The organism is uncultured Coprobacter sp., from assembly GCF_947855755.1.
Taxonomy (GTDB): Bacteria; Bacteroidota; Bacteroidia; order Bacteroidales; family Coprobacteraceae; genus Coprobacter.
This window is the reverse complement of record NZ_CANUAR010000001.1, coordinates 390,636-408,580: the sequence shown is the minus strand read 5'-3', so window position 1 is coordinate 408,580 and position 17,945 is coordinate 390,636. Positions and strand designations below refer to the sequence as shown.

Sequence of the window (17,945 nt, the reverse complement as noted above, 5' to 3'; positions counted from 1 at the left end):
TAATACTGTATCTTCTAAATTTGAGATATGAAACAGTAACCAAACTATCTTATTCGGTTATGAAAAAACTATATTCTTTATGTCTCCTCTGTTGTCTTGCGGGAATTTTACAGGCACAAACTAAAATTCGCTATTCTTATGATGCTTCAGGAAATCGTGTTAAAAGAGAGATTGTATTAAGTCGGGTTCAAAACCGGGCATTGGTCGATCCGGAAGATGAGAAGCCTTTATCTGAAAAATTTGCCGGACAGACCATTCGTTTTTACCCTAATCCGACCAAGGGACAAATAACGATTGCCATTTCCGGTAATACGGAAGAACTATCGGGAGATGTGAAAATTTTTGCCATGAACGGAAGATGTATTGCCACCCGAAAAATCGTTTCGTCAAAAGTCTCTTTTGACCTTAGCAATCAGCCGGCCGGAAATTACATCCTGAAAATGACATTAAATGGAAAATCTGCAACCTGGAAAATTATAAAAGAATAACTTATTATTATCACATGCGCACATCGTTAACCTTATTTTTGTTGTGTCTTGCATTCGGAGTTTATGCACAGACTTTAGGAGGATCATATCCTCAACCGATTCGAAATTCGGATACGGCAATAATAAAACGTGTTGATTGGGTACAAGATCCGGAGATTTTGCCGGACTCTACGTTAGAGCAATTGATGCGGGATATTCAGGCTTACAAAGAACCGGAGAAGAAAAGCGCTTCGATGGCCATAAGTCCTTTATATACACCCGGAGAGATCACCGTTCATACTTCGGTTACTCCTTTAGGCTCGACGATCTGTGAGGTTCCGATCGAATTGCCGAAAGGACGAGGTGAATGTATTCCGGAAATTTCATTATGTTATACACAATTCAGCGGTGACGGAGTTTTGGGATGGGGATGGCAATTGCAAGGGTTTTCATCTATAAACAGTGTTGATTTCAATAGATATTACAATGATAAGACCGCTCCTGCCGTGACGGATGCTTCAGCTGCATTTCAACTCGACGGAGCACGGCTTGTCGAACAGTCACCCGGGTGGTATCGTACCGAAAGAGGAAATATCAAGGTAAAATGCCTTACGCAAGAAGACAAAATCGTGTCGTTTACCGTATTTCGTCCTGACGGTTCGCAATCGCTTTATAAACCGGTTGTTAATGACGGATTGGAGTATCCTTTATCGAGAGTGACCGATGTTGCCGGTAATCATATCGATTATACTTATGAGTATAAATACGGGCATCATTACTTGCTTTCCGTTTCGTATGGAGGTAGAGGTGCGGTCGATAATCCCGGGCATTTTATCCATGTAGATTTTATTTATGGGGAGCATCGGCAAGATATTTCCTTATCCTATACGGCAGGCATTGAAAAGAAAGAACCTCGTTTATTGCAGGGAATTATGATAAAACTCGACACTAATATCGTGAAGATTTATTCAATGTCCTACAAAAATACGACACCCTCTTTGTTAAGCGAAATTAATTGCTTAGCTGGCTCGAGTACTCGCCTTACTCCTTTACGTTTTGCTTATGCTTCCGGGAATCAAGGAGGTATTAGACAATATACATCGAGTATTTTTTCATATTATCCCGATATGGAAGAGTTAGTCGTCCGTTCCGGTAAGTTGTCATACGGTAGTGATGATGACGGGATTATCTCTTATCCCGATCCCGGACTATACCGAAATCCGCAAGATGAATATTATTATGTCGCACTTGATCCGAGTCATAAATTGAACCTTTATCCGGGAATCGGATCGAATTCGGCTTATGCTATCAAACTTCAAGTCGAAACAGGATTCAATTCTGCTTTTTGTGCCAATATCGACTATGTTCCCGGAGACGAGATCATACGTATCAATAATTTTGTCATGGAGGGGAAAGACGTTGTTCGCATCACCGCTTATACTCCGGCCTATATGAATACCGGGGTGGATATGAAAGAAGATGTTTATTATTTTGCGGGAGATGCAATAAAAAAGAAAGATACCTATTCATTCTGTCCTAAAACCTATTTGAGCGGAAATTTTACAGGTGACGGAAAAGATGAGATATTCGCGGTTTCGATGAATGCTCCGTTAGATATGGCTCAACATAAATCCGTATGTTATCTGTTCGATTTGGGTCAGATATTATCACCTGTGTTTCAAAGACATGTATTTAATTACAATATGGGTACAGATATGGTGACGGTAGTCGATTTCGACGGAGATGGTAAAGCCGATATTTGTCATATTCACCCTGCAGGTTTCGATATATATACGTTTGTTCCCGTAAATGGAGATTGGCAATTAAACAAGATATATTCCGATAACCGGGTGTCGAGTTCTTTTTTGTCGAATAAGCGAATGCTGCTGTCCGATGTAAACGGTGACGCTAAGACCGATTTTATCATTTCCCCGGAATTCGTTCGTACCCGTACCGAATACGTTCCCGTCTATTCTCCGAGAGAATGTCCTGTATGTCATGGACATGATTTCGGATATGAGGGATTTAACTCCATGACCGGTTTGCCGGATGTATGGTGTTATACCTGTGAACAATATATACAACCCGGTTATGCCTGTGTGGAATGCGGGTATGGATTGGCGTCCGATTTTACTTGTCCGGATCATGGCAGTCATGTAAATTATACATGGCGGACAGAGGATACTCAGTGGCAGGTGTTGTTTTCTACCGGTACGGAGTATAAGTTGGAATCCATGCCGGGTTTCCCCGTAGAGAAAAGCGATAATCTGCTTATGCAAGATATGGATAATGACGGAATTCTCGATATTGTGTGTCAAAAGGAGAATAAAGAGGTCAAAATATATCCGGTAAGGAATAATGTCATTGTCTACGAACCGAATAATATCGTCACTGCGATTTTATCCAATCCTGCGGTATTGGTCTCTTCTACCGTGATGCAGGCTACTAATCATTTGTTCTTATACGGGTTGTATAAAAACGAAGTGTATAAGATCAATTACGGAATAGATCAGTCACAATCCCGTTTACTTTCTGCCGCTTATACCAGTACCGGCAACGAGATACGTTTTTCTTATCAGAAACTGAATAGCGGTTACAATTATAAGATCGGGCAAGGAGCGGTTTTCCCTTATATCGATTTCACTGCGCCGATATGGATAACTACGGCTAAAAACGGTTATAGCGGAGGAACGCTTTTCGAATCTTTGCAATTCAGTTATGAAGGCGGAATATCTCATGTGCAGGGACTTGGGTTCAGAGGATTTAAAACAGTCAATACGGTCGACGGGCTGCGGTCTTGGTACGGTAAAAAGATTTTCTTTCGATCCTACCCGTTACGGTATCTTGCTGAAAGAAGAGACCGAGCAGACCGTATCCGATTTTGAATATGATTTTGAGTTGCGTAACGATAAGACCATAAAATCGTTATTGCTGAAAAAAACGGAAGAGGATCTTTTGAATGATAATACCCGTATTACGACATATACCTATGACGATAAGGAGAATCCGATAAAAGAGGTGGTCGATTATGGGGACGATCTGAAAACCACGATCGAAAATACTTATCAGAATATCGATACGGAGAGTAAATATTATACCGGATTGTTGAAAACTCGTACTACAACATATTCAGCTTCCGGTCAGGCGGATTTACGGACATCGGAAAGTTATGAATATGATGATTATCATAATCTCATGTATAAATCGGTAGTTCAAGGAGAGTCGTCTCCCGTATCGGAAGAAAGCTATGTGTATGATGAGGATCAGAATATGACAGCATACGATATACAGAGTTATGATTCTTTCCTGCAAATAACCTTTTATGAATACGATGCTTATGGAAGACTTGTTAAAAAGACCGATCCTATGAATTTGGTTACACAATGGCAATATGATATTTACGGTAATATGGTTCGGGAAACCGATCCCGAAGGGCTGCATACATATTATGAATATGACGGTTTGGGACGTACCTTAAGAACTGTTTATCCCGACAGTACCGAGACGGTCGTTACTTATGCGTGGGCTTCGGGAACGGAGTCGGCATTGACTGAGATAACGACTACCCACACGGGTAAGCCGACGGAGAAACTGTTTCAGGACGCTTTGGGTCGGGAAGTCCGCAAAGGAGCGCAACGTTTTGACGGACACTATCTCTTTACCGATAAAGTGTATAATCAGCACGGTTTGCTCGAAAAGGAATCGTTGCCTTTTCGTTCCCAGAGTCCCTCGGCATGGAATCGGATGACGTATGACTTTCATGATCGGCTTGTCCGTACCGATTATGCTTCGGGACGTACCGATGTGTATGATTACGGGCAGAATACCGTTACTGAGACCAAAAAGGGAATAACGGTTTCAAAGACGTTCGATGCTGTCGGTAGAGTGATTCGGGTTTCAGATACGGCAGGAGATATACAATATACATTGCGTCCCGATGGTCAGCCCGAGTCGATTACAGCGCCGGGTAATATAACTACCGCATTCACCTATAATGTGTACGGTCAGAAAATCAGGATGGACGATCCGAGTGCCGGTACGATCGAGTGGGGATACGGCCCTTTTGGAAATCAGACTTATAAAAAAGATGCGAATGGGGTCGAGACCCGAACCCTGTATGATCGTTACGGACGAAAAGACTCGATCAATATCTCCAAAGACAATAAAGAGTTGCGTACCGTCAAGTTCGGTTATGACAATTATAACCGTTTATCGCAAGTTGTCGAAAATACCGGTTCGCGTTTTTATAAGTACGACCGATATGGCCGCTTATCGGAAGATATACAGTATATCGATGATTATTTTAGTTTAGAACGCAAGTATGCTTATAATGAGTTGGGGCAGATAAGTTGGATAAACTATTACGGTTATTTACCGTGTACGATAGGGAGAGTGCATTACACGTATGCCAATGGGCATAAGACCGAGATCAAAGTCGATGCTTCTGCTCCGGCATGGAAGCTTGTTGCCGAAAATGATATGGGACTGCCCGTATCGATAGAGACGGGACCGCTGACCCGGACTTTCGAATACGACCGGTACGGATTTCCGTTAAGACGTACCGTAACCTGCGGTGATCGGATTATTCAGGACATGAGTACCCGGTTCGATTCTCATACCGGAAATCTGACCTGGCGGCAAGATAATACGCGGAATATCCGGGAAGATTTTTCTTATGATGCCTTGAACCGTCTCACGGGATTTAACGGCAAGACGGTAACTTATGACGGAAAGGGAAACATTATTGACCATTCCGGAGTCGGTTCTTTTGAGTATGCCGAAGACCGTCCTTATACGATAGAGTATGTTACGCCTTACGGAGATTATGTTCCGGAGGCTGCACAAGAAATTACCTATAATGAATTGTTGCGTCCTCAGAAGATTGTTGAGGGGGATATAGAAACTTCGTTCCAGTATGATTATGACGGAAACTTTAATTATGAGAGGATCGAAGGAATAAATTCTCTCGGAAAAGAATTTTTTAGAGAGCATTTTTCATGGGATAATAAATATGAGGAGCTGAACGGTTATCATTTCGGCGGAGTGCTGTATCTCGACGGAGATGTCTTTTCGGCGACCACCGCTTGGTGTACGTCACCGATAGGGGGAGAAAATGAGTGGGAATACCTCTATATATGTCGTGATTATATGGGTAGCATTACTCATGTTATAGACAAATCCGGAAATGTTTTGCAAGAGTTGAGTTACGATCCGTGGGGACGTTTCCGCGATCCCGATACGCAGGAGCTGTACGCTCCGGGAGAGACGCCCGAATTGCTTTTGTTGCGGGGGTATTGCGGACATAAGCATGTTGAGTATCACGGATTGATACACATGAATGCCCGGCTGTATGATCCGGTAATAGGACGCTTTCTCAGTCCCGATCCCTATGTGCAGATGCCGGATTTCAGCCAAAACTTTAATCGGTACACCTATTGCTTGAATAATCCGTTGGTTTATAAAGATGAGAATGGCGAGTTTATTCAGTTTATTGTTGGGGCATTAGTCGGGGCATTAGTAAATTATACAGGACAAGTTGTTAGAAATGTTATTGAGTGGTCAATGCAACCCAAAGATGAGAAAATGTCATGGAAAGATATTTTTTTTAAGAAAATAGATTTTTTTGATGTGGGAATATCTGCTGCAGTTGGAGCGGTAACAGGAGGATTTATGGCTACTACTGTTGCCAATTCTACAGCAACTATTGCCGCTAAACATACATTAAAAATTGCGAGTTTGTCTGTTCAATTGGCATCTCCTGTAGTGACAAATGCTATAGATTTTACACCTCAAAAGGGATGGGAGATCGTTGATAATGGGAATAAGTTTTTGACGGGTATAGCTACTGATTATGCGTTTTTAGGAATAAGTAGGTGGATAGGTAAATCGCTACCTTTTGGAAAGGTAAGAAAAGAAATTGTTTCTTCGGCAACTACGGGGATTATATCTCCTTCTGCAAGTTACGGTGTTGAAGTAGGTGTAAATGTGTGGCAAAAAAAGGTATATGAAAGACTTATTCCTCCTTATCCCGTACCTTATTTACCTTCTACGTCTCTTTGGGAAAATATGGCTCTTGATTTGTCAATTCACTAAAAATAGAAATATGAATAATCAGGAAAGATTGGAGCATGTAAAACGAGCTAAGATTGCGGAACGTTATATATTAGCTGTTCTGCTAAGTATTTGTGTCGGAGGTTTTTTTGCAATCCGATGGATGATCCGGGAAGATGTCTATGATGATGATACACCGTTGGAGTATAGAGGTATGGCTGTGGCGGTAGTTTATAAATCGGTTGAAATTGCGACAGAAGAAGATGAGATAGAAGGATATAAGGGTATCGGAGTTTTTTATGTAGATGATAAAAGATATTTCTGTAATTTGGAGACGCTTCGGGTTGCTCCGTTTATAGGTCTTCGTTTTCAGGTGTATTATGATCGTAGAAATCCGAAGGCGAATAAATTAGCCACGACAGCAGTAATGGATACGATACTTCGTAGTCCGGAGTATGGTTGGTATCGACAGAGTGAGGGTAAGATGGAACTATCTGATACTGTACGGAGGATAGACAAGGATATATATGAAGGGGTATTTGATATTTGTGAACAAGTGGCAAAATGAAAATATTTAAAACTATTTGGGAATATTGGCATTCTTATTGTTTGATGTGTGCACCGTTGGCTTATGGACTGATAAGAATGTTTGCTTTAATAATTTTAGTTGTGATATTGTGCATAATAATAAAACAGGATGATTATGAAAAGCGGTTAGATTGTAATACGTTTGTATTGGCTACGATTATTTCTGTGGATACGATAAGAAATTATGGTGATCAGGAGAATCCGTATGAGTATTATGCCCGATGCGAATATCAGGTAAAAGGGAAGAAATATACGGCCCGTTTCCCGGAATTTGTGGTGTCCCCTCCGATAGGGTTGCGAGTGCCTGTATATTATGATTCCGATTCACCGAGTAGATATAGCTGTTACAGTGAGTTTTCCGATAAATTACGTTCCGATCCCTATTATTTCTATGAGAGACAGTTGAATCGAGAAAAAGAAAATAGTTCTATAAACAAACGTAAAGGGAATGACTAAGATGAAGTGGATTAAAAAAACGATAAATAAATATCCTAAAATAAAGGATATTCTGATTGCGATATTAATTATGTCGGGACTCGGGCTTCTTTTTGGTTCTATTTATTGGGGAATTCAACGAGAAGAAGCGGAGTATGATATTATCCGTCACAATAAAGGAGTTGCGGAGGCGATTGTTTATGATTACATATACCGTAAGCATAGGTATTCTGCGAAAACAATATTTTATGTTGATAACAAGCGGTATGTCCCGTATTCGATATCTTTTGGTAAAAAAAGGCCACCTATAGGACTCCGTGTCCCGATATGGTATAATCTTGATGATCCGAAAATGAATATGAGAGCCGAAAATGCGAGGATGGATTCTATATTGCAAAATCCGGTAAAATTTTATGAACGTCAGGTACGGGAGGACTCATTGGAGTGGAAACTTATACTTCCGATCAATTAACTTTATAATAACATATCATGTCGAAAAAGAAATTATTGAATTTGTTGTATATCATTTTGGTTATAATTTGGGGATGGTGGTTTACAAAACCGTTACGTACACGAAGTATGATGAGAAAGAATAACACGCTTGCTTGGGCTTTGATTGTGAAAGTGGATACTTGTGAAACGATACACGGTGATACGGAATATGAAGCGGAATGCCGTTATAAAGTCGACGGCAAGGAGTACACGATCACTTATCCGGGTTTTAAGCGGAGTCCTTGGGTAGGAATGCCGGTTCCAATCTATTATAATGAGAAATCTCCGTCAAGGAATACTCATTTGGGGGAAAATACGGAGATTATACAGTATGCACCGGAAGAGTTCCATCAACTTTATTTGTATGAATTAAAAAGACAAAAATCGGGACGGGCTCAGGATAAAAATTGAGAATCGGCAATTTTATGTTAGGTTTGAAGTCTTTGGAGTGAAAGATAGTTAGTTATTCTTATAATCGTTATTATGATGTAAGAGATACTTCCGTTCGTTTTGATTTGATAAAGAGTTTGAGCTTGACGGGCGGTTTATGGTATATAAGATAAATGTATGTGGTTATGAGAAAATTGGTATTTTTTGCATTATTGGGAATTCTCCTTTTGTTATCGTATTCTTCATGTGGAGAGGATTTGACCCGAACGGTAAAGGTCTATAATCATATAGATACAACCCTTGTGCTTGTGATATGCGATTATTTTACAAAGGATATTGATCGTTCTTGTGAATGGAGATATCCGATGTTTCGAATAGAACCGAGAGATTTTGTTGAATATACTTTAGTAATACCTTATGATATCAAAGCATTTGATTTTCTAATATGTCGAGATTTGACGGGAGATAAACGAGACTTGAATACAATGATAGATTGTGATCTGAAGTCAAAGATGTTCAATTTAGGAAAATATATTTATATTTATGATAAAGAGATGCAAGAAAGGGGATATGTCTTGGTTCTGGACAGCCTTACGTTAGGGTTAAAGTCTCCGGAATAAAGCGGAATATCGGGTTAAAGTTTGAGAATATGAATTACTTCAGTTCTAATCTGTTGACACCTATGGAAGATAATTATAATGTTGAAGACCAATTAGTAAAAAATGTCTGATTAAATGTTTAAATCTGATAAATAGTTTGTAATGTTTAAAATGTTGATTATGGGTAGGATAATCTATTTAGTAATAGTCATTTCCATATTTTTATTTGGATTAGTTGGGTGTAGAGATAGAAATACGGAAACTATGACTATCTATATTACCAGTAATATTGATACAACATTATTACTGGTGAATATGGATATGAAAAAGGGGTTTGATCCCTATTGTTATATAAATTGTATAGAAAGGATTGATCCAGGGAGTACTGTTGTTGTATATAAGGATAGAGATAAATATATGGGTGTTTCGCTTACTATAAATGTATATCGAGATTTGTTTGATAATAGGATTGATAAAGATACTTTGTCTGATTGTACTAAAAGAAAAATCATTATGGAAAAAGGGATTATTAGACAACTCAAAATTCCGGATTGGAAATTGGAAAAAATAAACTATTCTATTGTTTTAGACAGTGTTATGTTAGGTTTAAAAAATTAAAAAAATAGAAAAAAATGAAACACTTAATTTATAGTATTGTCGTATTTATATTATTTTCGGTATATGGCTTTCGTTGCGGCGGAGATGACGGTTTTGATACTCAGATAGCGATATATAATAAGACAGATACGACCCTTTTGATAAGAAATGTAAGTTGGTATTATATTGATAAATATGGACGGGCTCCGATGAAAACGATTCAGGCAAATTCATCTTTCTTGGATGAGGATGAAAAATGGGCTATAGAGGAGCGTTTTTATTATGTATCTGTTTTTTATGATCGATTTAAAAATGATGGAGAACGTTATGGGGAATTTGAATTAATATATGAGGTTTTGAAAGGGGCGTTTATTCGGGAATTTTTTTATACATATGAAGAGTTGGAACGAATGAATTTTACAATTGTTCTGGACAGTCTTACGTTAGGTTTAAAGTCTCCGGAGTGATTGTAGATACTAAGCAGGGTCGTAACACGTTTCACAGCTTTTTATCCTTTCCTAAGAGCAGCATTTGGTATTTGATTCTCCTTTTGAGAGGAGACACAGAGATATTTGAGGCATGAGTAACGGGTACTATTCAGAAATTCCGATATGAATACCGGATTGTTCTTAGTCCGGTATTCATATCGAATAGCAACACGCTATGGAGTCATATCTATAATATATAAAGCTCTTGGAGCAAACTCCATTCGAAGGGAGCATATAAAAGGTTCTCCGCTGATTATATCTATACCTCCCTCACCCGGTTTCAGTATCTCTTTATAGCGACTCATATCGATGCTTTTTGCAGTCTCGTTACCGTTCATAATAACGATGATGCGTTTATCTTTAAATTTTCTTTGGTAAAGGTAAATGCCGTTTGTCGGCATGAAATGTGTCATATTGCCTTTACTGACCACTTCATTACCTTTGCGCCATTTCAAAATTTTTTGAATGAAATCGAAAGCTTCGTTTTGTAAGGGAGTCCGGTCGGCAGTGATAAAATCATTCACTTTGTCTCCCGGAAAGCCACCCGGAAAATCGAGCCGTACCAGTCCGTCGCTTTCCTTTTTGTTTCCGTGCATCAGTATTTCCGTTCCATAATAAATTTGCGGGATGCCCCGTGTCGTCAGTAAAAATGCGATGGCTTGTTTGAAGAAACCCAGATTATCGGGCTCTTCCGATAAAAATCGGTCGGTGTCATGATTATCGAGGAATGTAAGTACAGACATAGGATCGCTATACATAAAATCCAGAGCAAGACGGTCATATATTTTGTTCAATCCGGTCCAGCTGTCGGTTTGGGATATAAAAGCCTCCCGTACGATTCCCTGAAGCGGGAAGTCCATAACCGTTTTCAGATGCGAATTTCGGGTTTTGTCCAATATGCTGTTTTCCTGCCAATAAGCCGATCCCGCTTCTGTATTGTACCAGCATTCTCCTACGATGTTGAAATTGGGATATTCATTCTGAATCTCTTTACACCACTCCGCCATCGAATCGAAAAATACATACGGATGAGTATCCATTCTTATGCCGTCGATACCGGAGTATTCGATCCACCAGATGCTGTTTTGCGTAAGGTATTTCATCAAGTGCAGATTATGCTGGTTCAGGTCGGGCATCGACTCCACAAACCATCCCATATCCATAATATTTTTATCATAAGTCGAAACGTAAGGGTCGAAATGAGGCGTCAATCGATAAGAAGTCTGCACATATCCGTCCGGAAAGTTGAACCAATCTTTCGAAGGACGGTCGAGGAACCATATATGTTCACTCCCGCAGTGGTTGAAGATCATGTCCATTACCACTTTCATATTTCGTTCGTGACATTTTTCAATCAGCCCTTTGTAATATTCATTCGTTCCGAAGCGCGGATCTACTTTGTAGTAATCCGTCGTAGCGTATCCGTGATAAGATCCTCCCGGCATATCGTTTTCCAGTACCGGGTTCAGCCAGATAGCTGTCACTCCCAGATTTTGTATATAATCCAGATGTTGCTCTATACCTTGCAGGTCGCCTCCATGACGGGCATTGGGATCATTGCGATTTACAGGAGCAGGAAATCGCATGGACGGTATTACATTCGTTTTCGGGTCTCCATCGGCAAATCGGTCGGGCATGATCAAATACAGCACGTCCGATGCATCGAATCCTGTATAGTCCCGGTCGGGTTCGTTCCGTTGTAGTAATTCGAATGTACGGGATGTGTGTTCTTTTCCCCGATCGAATCGGATGGTCATCTTACCCGGTTTTGCATTATCCGATATATTCAGATATAAAAATAGGTAATTGGGACTGTCGAGGCGTACGGCTTTTTCTAAAGTGACACCCGGATATTTGAGCGATGCTTTCGCGTTACCGATTTTATCGCCGTATACCATGATTTGCAATTCTTTGTTTTTCATACCGCACCACCAGAAAGCCGGATCTATACGTTTAATATTGATTGCAGCCTGCAACCCGGCTATGCAGAAAAAGAATAAACAAAAGGAAATTAATTTTCTCATATCGTAATTTTAATCAGTGTTTTTATTCCTTAGGTAACCAGATCGGACGTGCTTCCGGAGTTTTATTTATGTCTCCGATGCGTCTTAATCGAATGAAATCGATCAATGCGCTGTTTATCTCTCCGTTCATGTTTTCATCTTGTGGAGAGATAAACCGAATCGAAATTTTATTCCCGCCTCGATTCAGGTTAACGATTACCGGATTAGAATATCCCCAGTTCGCCCATTCGTTTTCTCCCCGTTGAGGCATTACCAATGCTCCTTTAAATTGTCCGTTTGCAAAAAGTGAGCGTATTGCACATTTGTTTTGTGTGTTGATAGGTCCGTTTCCATTTGCGTATCGTACGTCTATTGCATATTGTCCCGGAATGTTTATCGGAATCATTAAATCTATTTTCCGATTTTTCGTCTTGCTGATTTCGATGAATCCCTTACCCGAATATTCCGATCCTTTTATTGGTGATTTGGGAATTACCGACTCTGCTTCTATCCGTATTTCGCTGTGTGGAGGTAACCACGTAAAAGGTTTGCCGGTAAAACCTGCAACTCCGCTCCGGTTTACCGGGACGGCAGCGACCCGGGTGAAACGATCCAACACCGGAAGACCGTAATAACGCTGCATGATAATGCGTTCGCCTTTACCGTTAAGATAAACTATATATCGGTTGTCGGGGCTATAGTTTAATATTTCGAGCGTATTGTTGTCTTTTTGATAACCTAGTCGACTGGTTTCGGGCATGTCGGTTATAGGACGTACCGTGATGCTGTCCCGTGTCCGGAAATCCGTTTCCAACTCTATTTTGATCGTGTGCATTCCTGTCAGTGTTGCAGGAAAAAATGCCTCTGCCTGTTCCTCGTTGTCGATCGTAAATTTCTTTATGCGATTTCCTGTCCCCGAAAGGTCTATTTGTAGCACGGCCTTTCGGTAGTTGAAGTTCGATATTCTTTTGTTGCCTGCAATACTTTGAGGAACAAAAGGAGTAAAACGTATTCCGTCCGTCTCGAATTTTATTCCGTAAAACAGTCGGTATATCATGGCAATATTGCCTGACAGGCTCCATAGCATCTTATCCGAATTTACTGCCGTACCGCTGTAATCACCTGTCGATGCGACGAATAATTCTTTATTTGTGGTAAATAAAGCTGCTGCACGATATAATGCGCCCAAACCTCGAGTTACCGAAGCTTCGTTTTCTGCTTTAGCTGAAGCCAGATTCCAAAACGCTTGTACGAACGGCCACACGGCATTATTATGATACGGCTTTATTTCACCTATTTGCGGGTAAATGCTCGTTGCGCCGTATTCAGCGACCGGTATGCGGGCTATCATGCGGCGTGCCTGTTCGTTAGAAGCTATATCGAATAAAATACTTAGCGATTCGCCGAGATTATCGATGCCCGGTGACAATATGGGATAGATACCTCCGTATAAATATTGTCCGTAATATTCTTTCGTCTCTATCCATAAATGACGGTTTATCGCTGTTTTCAGAGAATCGGTCTGCTGTTGGAATATTGACGCATCTTTTCCCAATTCGGCGGCCATTTCAGCCAAAATGCCGTATGTTCGACAATGTACGGCATTTGTTCCCAGACAAAGCGACTGATAAATATCTGCCGGCTGCATCCAACGAGGATAAGATTGTTCTCTCCAATCGAGATAACTTTGCTCTCCCCTGAATAATCCCGTCGTAGGGTCTTTTAATGTAAATTGATCATCTTGAGCCGAGTTGCGGATTACTTCGAAAGCATATTGCAACCACTCTTTATCTCCGGTGTATTTATAAAGTTCCCATGCCGCTACGCTCCAAATCATCCGGTCACTCGATACAGGCCATGCGCCCCCTGTTCCCGTATCTTGAATGATCCGATTATTGTTGACTTTTGCGATAAGACTTTTTTGTGCGGCATCCGGATAAATATAGGCGAGTGCCAGATAAATGGAGTAACTGATGTCGCGAGTCCACACTCCATCCCATGCTGCACCGGCACGGAGAGTTCCGTCCGGACGAATATTGTCTAATAGTTCATTCAAAGACATGCGGTATAAGGCATCTATCAGGAGTTGCTGTGAACCATATTGAGGGAATGCGTCGATGTCGGCAGATAAGCTCCATACGGAATAGTTTTCTTTGCGCGGTTCTTTGGTGTTCATCGTAAGGGAAATTTCGTATATGCCGTTTTTGTCCGGATCGGAAAGTTCCATGCCCTCCCGACTATACAGGTTTTCAAAGTCCCATGTCATCGGTTCGCTGCCACCGGCGATATATACTCCTTTGAAATCGGATTCCGAAATGATGTCTCCTGTCGGAGTTTTGTAAAATCCTTGTTTTTTAAAAGCTTTGAACATGGGAGACATATCGACTCTGACTGTCCATACCGTACGATGAGGCAACGGAATAGACTCGGCATTCGTATCGATAGCCGTGTATCTTTCGCCGAACAGAATTACCGGAGAAACACATGTATCGTTCTGGGGTTTTAAAGTGATGATATGTTCTTCACCTGCCGGGAGTTCGTTATCACGGCTATTGATACTGAATTTGAAATGTATGGTAGGAGAGTAACCTTTGTCCGCAGGACTTTCATAATCAGATCGTATTTCGTCTTTTGAAATGGCAACCGCTCTGAATTTACCTTGTTCTACCCGGTTGTCGTATACCGTGTAGGTATTTCCTTTGTATATCACGGTGTTTTCCTTTTGAGTGCATGCTGTCGTAAGAAAGACTCCTGAAATTAGAATCGCAGAAAATATTTTCATGACTTTTACTGTTTATCGTTGCCTAAGAGCCTGTTTAAATTTTCCGATAAAAAATACTATCAGGTCATCTTTGCGCTTTCTTCCGGTCTTTTTCCCCGTTTTCACTCGTCAGATAGCCCGCTATCCTCCTCCTGAAAACAGAAAAATATCCTCGTAAGAAACTCTCAAAACTGACCCGAGCAAAATTTAGACAGACTCTAAGAGCCGGTTTAAATTTCCCGATAGAGATTCAATTAGAGCATTCTTTCCATTTTCTTTCGCTCTGTTCCCGGTTATTCTTATAAAAAACAAAAAGCGTTCACAAAGCCGATCCGAGCAAAATTTAAACAAGCTTTTAATTAAACAAACTGTTCCGGTGAATAGTTGAATGTTATTCGTTAATTTTCTTACCGGTACGGGAAAAGTCGATTGTCGAAAGAATAGGTGGTATATGTCGAGCGGTTCGGGGGCAGGTATCGGATAAATAGATTGGAACGATACAGGAGGTCTCCGGATTACGATCCGATTAAAGACTGTCGTTTTTTTGATAGGGTTACTCGGTTACTTCTATTGCTTTTGTAAATTTCAACAGAGAAGTAGCGTCCGGGTCGTGAAATGAAAGTTGATTGAATAGTTTGTGCGTTTTTAGCATTTCTATGGCAGCATTGGCAGTAATTAAGTGAAAAAAGTATGACATTTGTTTGTTCGGTTCGGTTATGCTTGGTTCGGTTCGACTCACGGTTTTATACCTCCTTTAACAGGTGGAATATCTTGTAATTTCCGATGGAGTGGATGCCTTATCGTTTATCGGGACGGATAATATTGGGAATATGGCAGGAATTTGATACTTTTGTTTCATTGTTAAACGAAATACTATGCCCGATCATACTGTATTATTGATTACACCGCCTTTTACGCAGCTAAATACACCTTATCCGGCAACCGCTTGTTTGAAAGGGTATCTTAGTACATTGGGAATAAAGTCCGATCAGATGGATCTCGGTTTGGAAGTAATCTTGCGGCTTTTTTCAAAAGACGGGCTTCGTCAGATGTTCCGTGAAGCGGAATTGTATTATTCGTCACGTATCATTCCGAAATTTCGTAGAACATTTGTCCTTCGGGAAGAATATATTCTGACGGTAGATCGGGCAGTAGCTTATTTGCAAGGAAGAGAGCAAACTTTGGCTCATACGATTTGCGACGGATCTTTTCTTCCTGCAGGTAATCGAAAACCTGAGGAAGAAGATATGGAGTGGGCATTCGGTACGATGGGATTACAAGATAAGGCTAAGCATCTTGTAACACTTTATCTCGAGGATATTGCCGACTTTATCACGGGAGTTATCGATCCTCATTTCGGTTTTAGCCGTTATGCCGAGAGATTGGGACGTTCGGCCTCCTCTTTCGATGAGTTGTATCAGGAGTTGCGCAAATCTCCGGCTTATATAGACCGGTTGATGTTTTCTGTTTTGCAAGAGAAAATAGAAAGCTGCAATCCGGATTGGGTGATGCTGTCCGTTCCTTTTCCGGGAAATCTGTACAGCGCATTACGTTGCGGTGAATTTATAAAAGGTAATTATCCAGATATTCGGGTGGAGATGGGTGGAGGATTTGCCTCTACCGAATTGCGGCAATTGTCCGATGCTCGGGTATTTGAATATGTCGATTTTATTACGTTAGATGACGGTGAAACGCCTTTACGTCAATTGTTGACTGGAGATGAAGCGAATTATGTCCGTACATATTTATGTCGGGACGGAGAAGTTCGTTATTTGAATAATCCGGAAATTCCGGATGTTCCGATGCGGGAAAGGGGTGTTCCCGATTATGCGGGACTACCGTTAGACAAATATCTTTCGGTTATCGAAATCGCTAATCCGATGCATGCTTTGTGGAGCAACGGACGATGGAATAAATTGATTTTGGCACATGGCTGTTACTGGGGGAAATGCGCCTTTTGCGATGGCTCTCTTGATTATATCGGGCGATACGAGCCTTTAACAGCTGTCGAGATTGCCGATCGTATGGAGGAAATGATATGTCGCACAGGAGAAAGAGGCTTTCATTTTGTAGATGAGGCAGCACCTCCTATGCTGTTGAAAGAGCTGGCGTTGGAAATATTGAAACGTCGTATGTCTGTTGTGTGGTGGACGAACGTACGGTTTGAAAAGAGTTATACACGAGATCTCTGCCGTTTGTTGAAACAGTCCGGGTGCATAGCCGTCTCGGGAGGTTTGGAAGTTGCCTCCGACCGTTTGTTGAAATTGATCAATAAGGGTGTCTCTTTAGAGCAGGTTTCTCGAGTGACCGATCATTTTACTGCTGCCGGAATTATGGTACATGCTTATCTGATGTACGGGTTCCCTTCTGAAACGGCGCAGGAGACGATCGATTCGTTGGAAGTCGTACGGCAACTTTTTTTAAACGGATTGGTGCAATCTGCTTTTTGGCATCGGTTTGCATTGACGGCTCATAGTCCGGTAGGATGCCATCCCGAGAGATATGCGGTGCGAATTACCGAAAAACCGTTCGGCGGGTTTGCGCGAAATGATATTGATTTTGAAGATACAGCTGGAGCTGATCATGATATTTTCGGAGAAGGGTTGCGGAAATCACTCTATAATTATATGCGAGGAACTGGTTTTGAGTTGCCTTTGCATAAGTGGTTCGATGATCCGGTTCCCAGGACACAAATACCATCGACCTATATCGCTCGTATTCTTGTCGATGAGCAAGATTGCGTGTCGCGTGATGGGCATAAGAAGGTACATTGTTTGCTAACGGTACTACCGGAAGTGCGTTATTATGACCGGAATAAAAAAGGAAAAAATATTCGTACTGCCGAATTCTTGTTTCATTTTCATGATGAAGATGTCCGCTTTCAGTTAAAGGCAGATTGGGGAAAATGGTTGGAAGATTTATTAGTCCGGTTGTCGGATAAAAATGAAAAAACGGTAACTTTAAAAGATTTGGAGTTCGAATTTAAGGCTTGCCATTTCGGAAGCTTTGATCAGTTTATCGCTACTCCGCTTTGGCAGTCGTTAAGAGAACATGGATTGTATCTGTTATAATAA

General features: G+C 40.9%; 14 protein-coding genes. 11 read left to right on the top strand and 3 right to left on the bottom strand.

What is annotated here, in order from left to right; genetic code table 11:
* Window positions 1-59 precede the first annotated feature (59 nt).
* The 10 genes from Q0093_RS01480 to Q0093_RS01435 all read left to right on the top strand — a co-directional run bounded on the left by Q0093_RS01480 (window position 60) and on the right by Q0093_RS01435 (window position 10,086).
* Window positions 60-488, top strand: coding sequence for a T9SS type A sorting domain-containing protein (locus Q0093_RS01480; protein ID WP_297928186.1), 429 nt, complete (start codon window positions 60-62; stop codon window positions 486-488).
* Between the two features lie 14 nt (window positions 489-502).
* Complete coding sequence (locus Q0093_RS01475; protein ID WP_297928185.1) at window positions 503-3,352, top strand: VCBS repeat-containing protein; 2,850 nt, start codon at window positions 503-505, stop codon at window positions 3,350-3,352.
* Window positions 3,353-3,662: 310 nt separating this feature from the next.
* Window positions 3,663-6,560, top strand: coding sequence for an RHS repeat domain-containing protein (locus tag Q0093_RS01470; RefSeq protein ID WP_367175050.1), 2,898 nt, complete (start codon window positions 3,663-3,665; stop codon window positions 6,558-6,560).
* Between the two features lie 10 nt (window positions 6,561-6,570).
* Window positions 6,571-7,086 (top strand): hypothetical protein, encoded by a 516-nt coding sequence (locus Q0093_RS01465; RefSeq protein WP_297928184.1) that lies wholly within the window; start codon window positions 6,571-6,573, stop codon window positions 7,084-7,086.
* Entirely contained in the window at window positions 7,083-7,562 is a 480-nt protein-coding gene (locus tag Q0093_RS01460) for a hypothetical protein (RefSeq protein WP_297928183.1), read from the top strand. The genes Q0093_RS01465 and Q0093_RS01460 overlap by 4 nt, the downstream gene beginning before the upstream one ends.
* Window positions 7,555-8,013: a hypothetical protein gene (locus Q0093_RS01455; protein WP_297928182.1), complete on the top strand. Its 459-nt coding sequence runs from the start codon at window positions 7,555-7,557 to the stop codon at window positions 8,011-8,013. Before Q0093_RS01460 ends, Q0093_RS01455 begins: the two co-directional genes overlap by 8 nt.
* Window positions 8,014-8,030: 17 nt before the next feature.
* A complete protein-coding gene (locus tag Q0093_RS01450; protein ID WP_297928181.1) occupies window positions 8,031-8,444 on the top strand; it encodes a hypothetical protein in 414 nt (137 codons plus the stop codon).
* Window positions 8,445-8,608: 164 nt separating this feature from the next.
* Window positions 8,609-9,043, top strand: a complete 435-nt coding sequence (locus Q0093_RS01445; RefSeq protein WP_297928180.1) for a hypothetical protein — start codon at window positions 8,609-8,611, stop codon at window positions 9,041-9,043.
* A gap of 159 nt (window positions 9,044-9,202) precedes the next feature.
* Window positions 9,203-9,640, top strand: coding sequence for a hypothetical protein (locus Q0093_RS01440; protein ID WP_297928179.1), 438 nt, complete (start codon window positions 9,203-9,205; stop codon window positions 9,638-9,640).
* A 14-nt stretch (window positions 9,641-9,654) separates the two neighbouring features.
* Window positions 9,655-10,086 carry a hypothetical protein gene (locus Q0093_RS01435; RefSeq protein WP_297928178.1) on the top strand — a complete coding sequence of 144 codons (432 nt, stop codon included), beginning with the start codon at window positions 9,655-9,657 and terminating at the stop codon, window positions 10,084-10,086.
* A gap of 194 nt (window positions 10,087-10,280) precedes the next feature.
* Here the strand turns inward: Q0093_RS01435 and Q0093_RS01430 are convergent, their stop codons facing one another.
* From Q0093_RS01430 to Q0093_RS01420, 3 genes are all read right to left on the bottom strand, one after another.
* Window positions 10,281-12,131, bottom strand: a complete 1,851-nt coding sequence (locus tag Q0093_RS01430) for a glycoside hydrolase family 13 protein (protein WP_297928177.1) — start codon at window positions 12,129-12,131, stop codon at window positions 10,281-10,283.
* Between the two features lie 22 nt (window positions 12,132-12,153).
* A complete protein-coding gene (locus Q0093_RS01425) occupies window positions 12,154-14,892 on the bottom strand; it encodes a hypothetical protein (RefSeq protein ID WP_297928176.1) in 2,739 nt (912 codons plus the stop codon).
* 532 nt (window positions 14,893-15,424) lie between these two features.
* Complete coding sequence (locus tag Q0093_RS01420) at window positions 15,425-15,568, bottom strand: hypothetical protein (RefSeq protein ID WP_294175729.1); 144 nt, start codon at window positions 15,566-15,568, stop codon at window positions 15,425-15,427.
* A 178-nt stretch (window positions 15,569-15,746) separates the two neighbouring features.
* Between Q0093_RS01420 and Q0093_RS01415 the strand changes: the two genes are divergently transcribed.
* Window positions 15,747-17,942: a radical SAM protein gene (locus Q0093_RS01415; protein ID WP_297928175.1), complete on the top strand. Its 2,196-nt coding sequence runs from the start codon at window positions 15,747-15,749 to the stop codon at window positions 17,940-17,942.
* The last annotated feature ends 3 nt before the right edge of the window (window positions 17,943-17,945 follow it).

Coding starts and splice junctions, on each gene's coding strand:
- Q0093_RS01425 (WP_297928176.1), bottom strand. CDS start 14,892: ATGAAAATATTTTCTGCGATTCTAATTTCAGGAGTCTTTCTTACGACA.
- Q0093_RS01450 (WP_297928181.1), top strand. CDS start 8,031: ATGTCGAAAAAGAAATTATTGAATTTGTTGTATATCATTTTGGTTATA.
- Q0093_RS01460 (WP_297928183.1), top strand. CDS start 7,083: ATGAAAATATTTAAAACTATTTGGGAATATTGGCATTCTTATTGTTTG.
- Q0093_RS01445 (WP_297928180.1), top strand. CDS start 8,609: ATGAGAAAATTGGTATTTTTTGCATTATTGGGAATTCTCCTTTTGTTA.
- Q0093_RS01465 (WP_297928184.1), top strand. CDS start 6,571: ATGAATAATCAGGAAAGATTGGAGCATGTAAAACGAGCTAAGATTGCG.
- Q0093_RS01435 (WP_297928178.1), top strand. CDS start 9,655: ATGAAACACTTAATTTATAGTATTGTCGTATTTATATTATTTTCGGTA.
- Q0093_RS01415 (WP_297928175.1), top strand. CDS start 15,747: ATGCCCGATCATACTGTATTATTGATTACACCGCCTTTTACGCAGCTA.
- Q0093_RS01475 (WP_297928185.1), top strand. CDS start 503: ATGCGCACATCGTTAACCTTATTTTTGTTGTGTCTTGCATTCGGAGTT.
- Q0093_RS01430 (WP_297928177.1), bottom strand. CDS start 12,131: ATGAGAAAATTAATTTCCTTTTGTTTATTCTTTTTCTGCATAGCCGGG.
- Q0093_RS01420 (WP_294175729.1), bottom strand. CDS start 15,568: ATGTCATACTTTTTTCACTTAATTACTGCCAATGCTGCCATAGAAATG.
- Q0093_RS01440 (WP_297928179.1), top strand. CDS start 9,203: ATGGGTAGGATAATCTATTTAGTAATAGTCATTTCCATATTTTTATTT.
- Q0093_RS01480 (WP_297928186.1), top strand. CDS start 60: ATGAAAAAACTATATTCTTTATGTCTCCTCTGTTGTCTTGCGGGAATT.
- Q0093_RS01455 (WP_297928182.1), top strand. CDS start 7,555: ATGACTAAGATGAAGTGGATTAAAAAAACGATAAATAAATATCCTAAA.
- Q0093_RS01470 (WP_367175050.1), top strand. CDS start 3,663: ATGTATAAATCGGTAGTTCAAGGAGAGTCGTCTCCCGTATCGGAAGAA.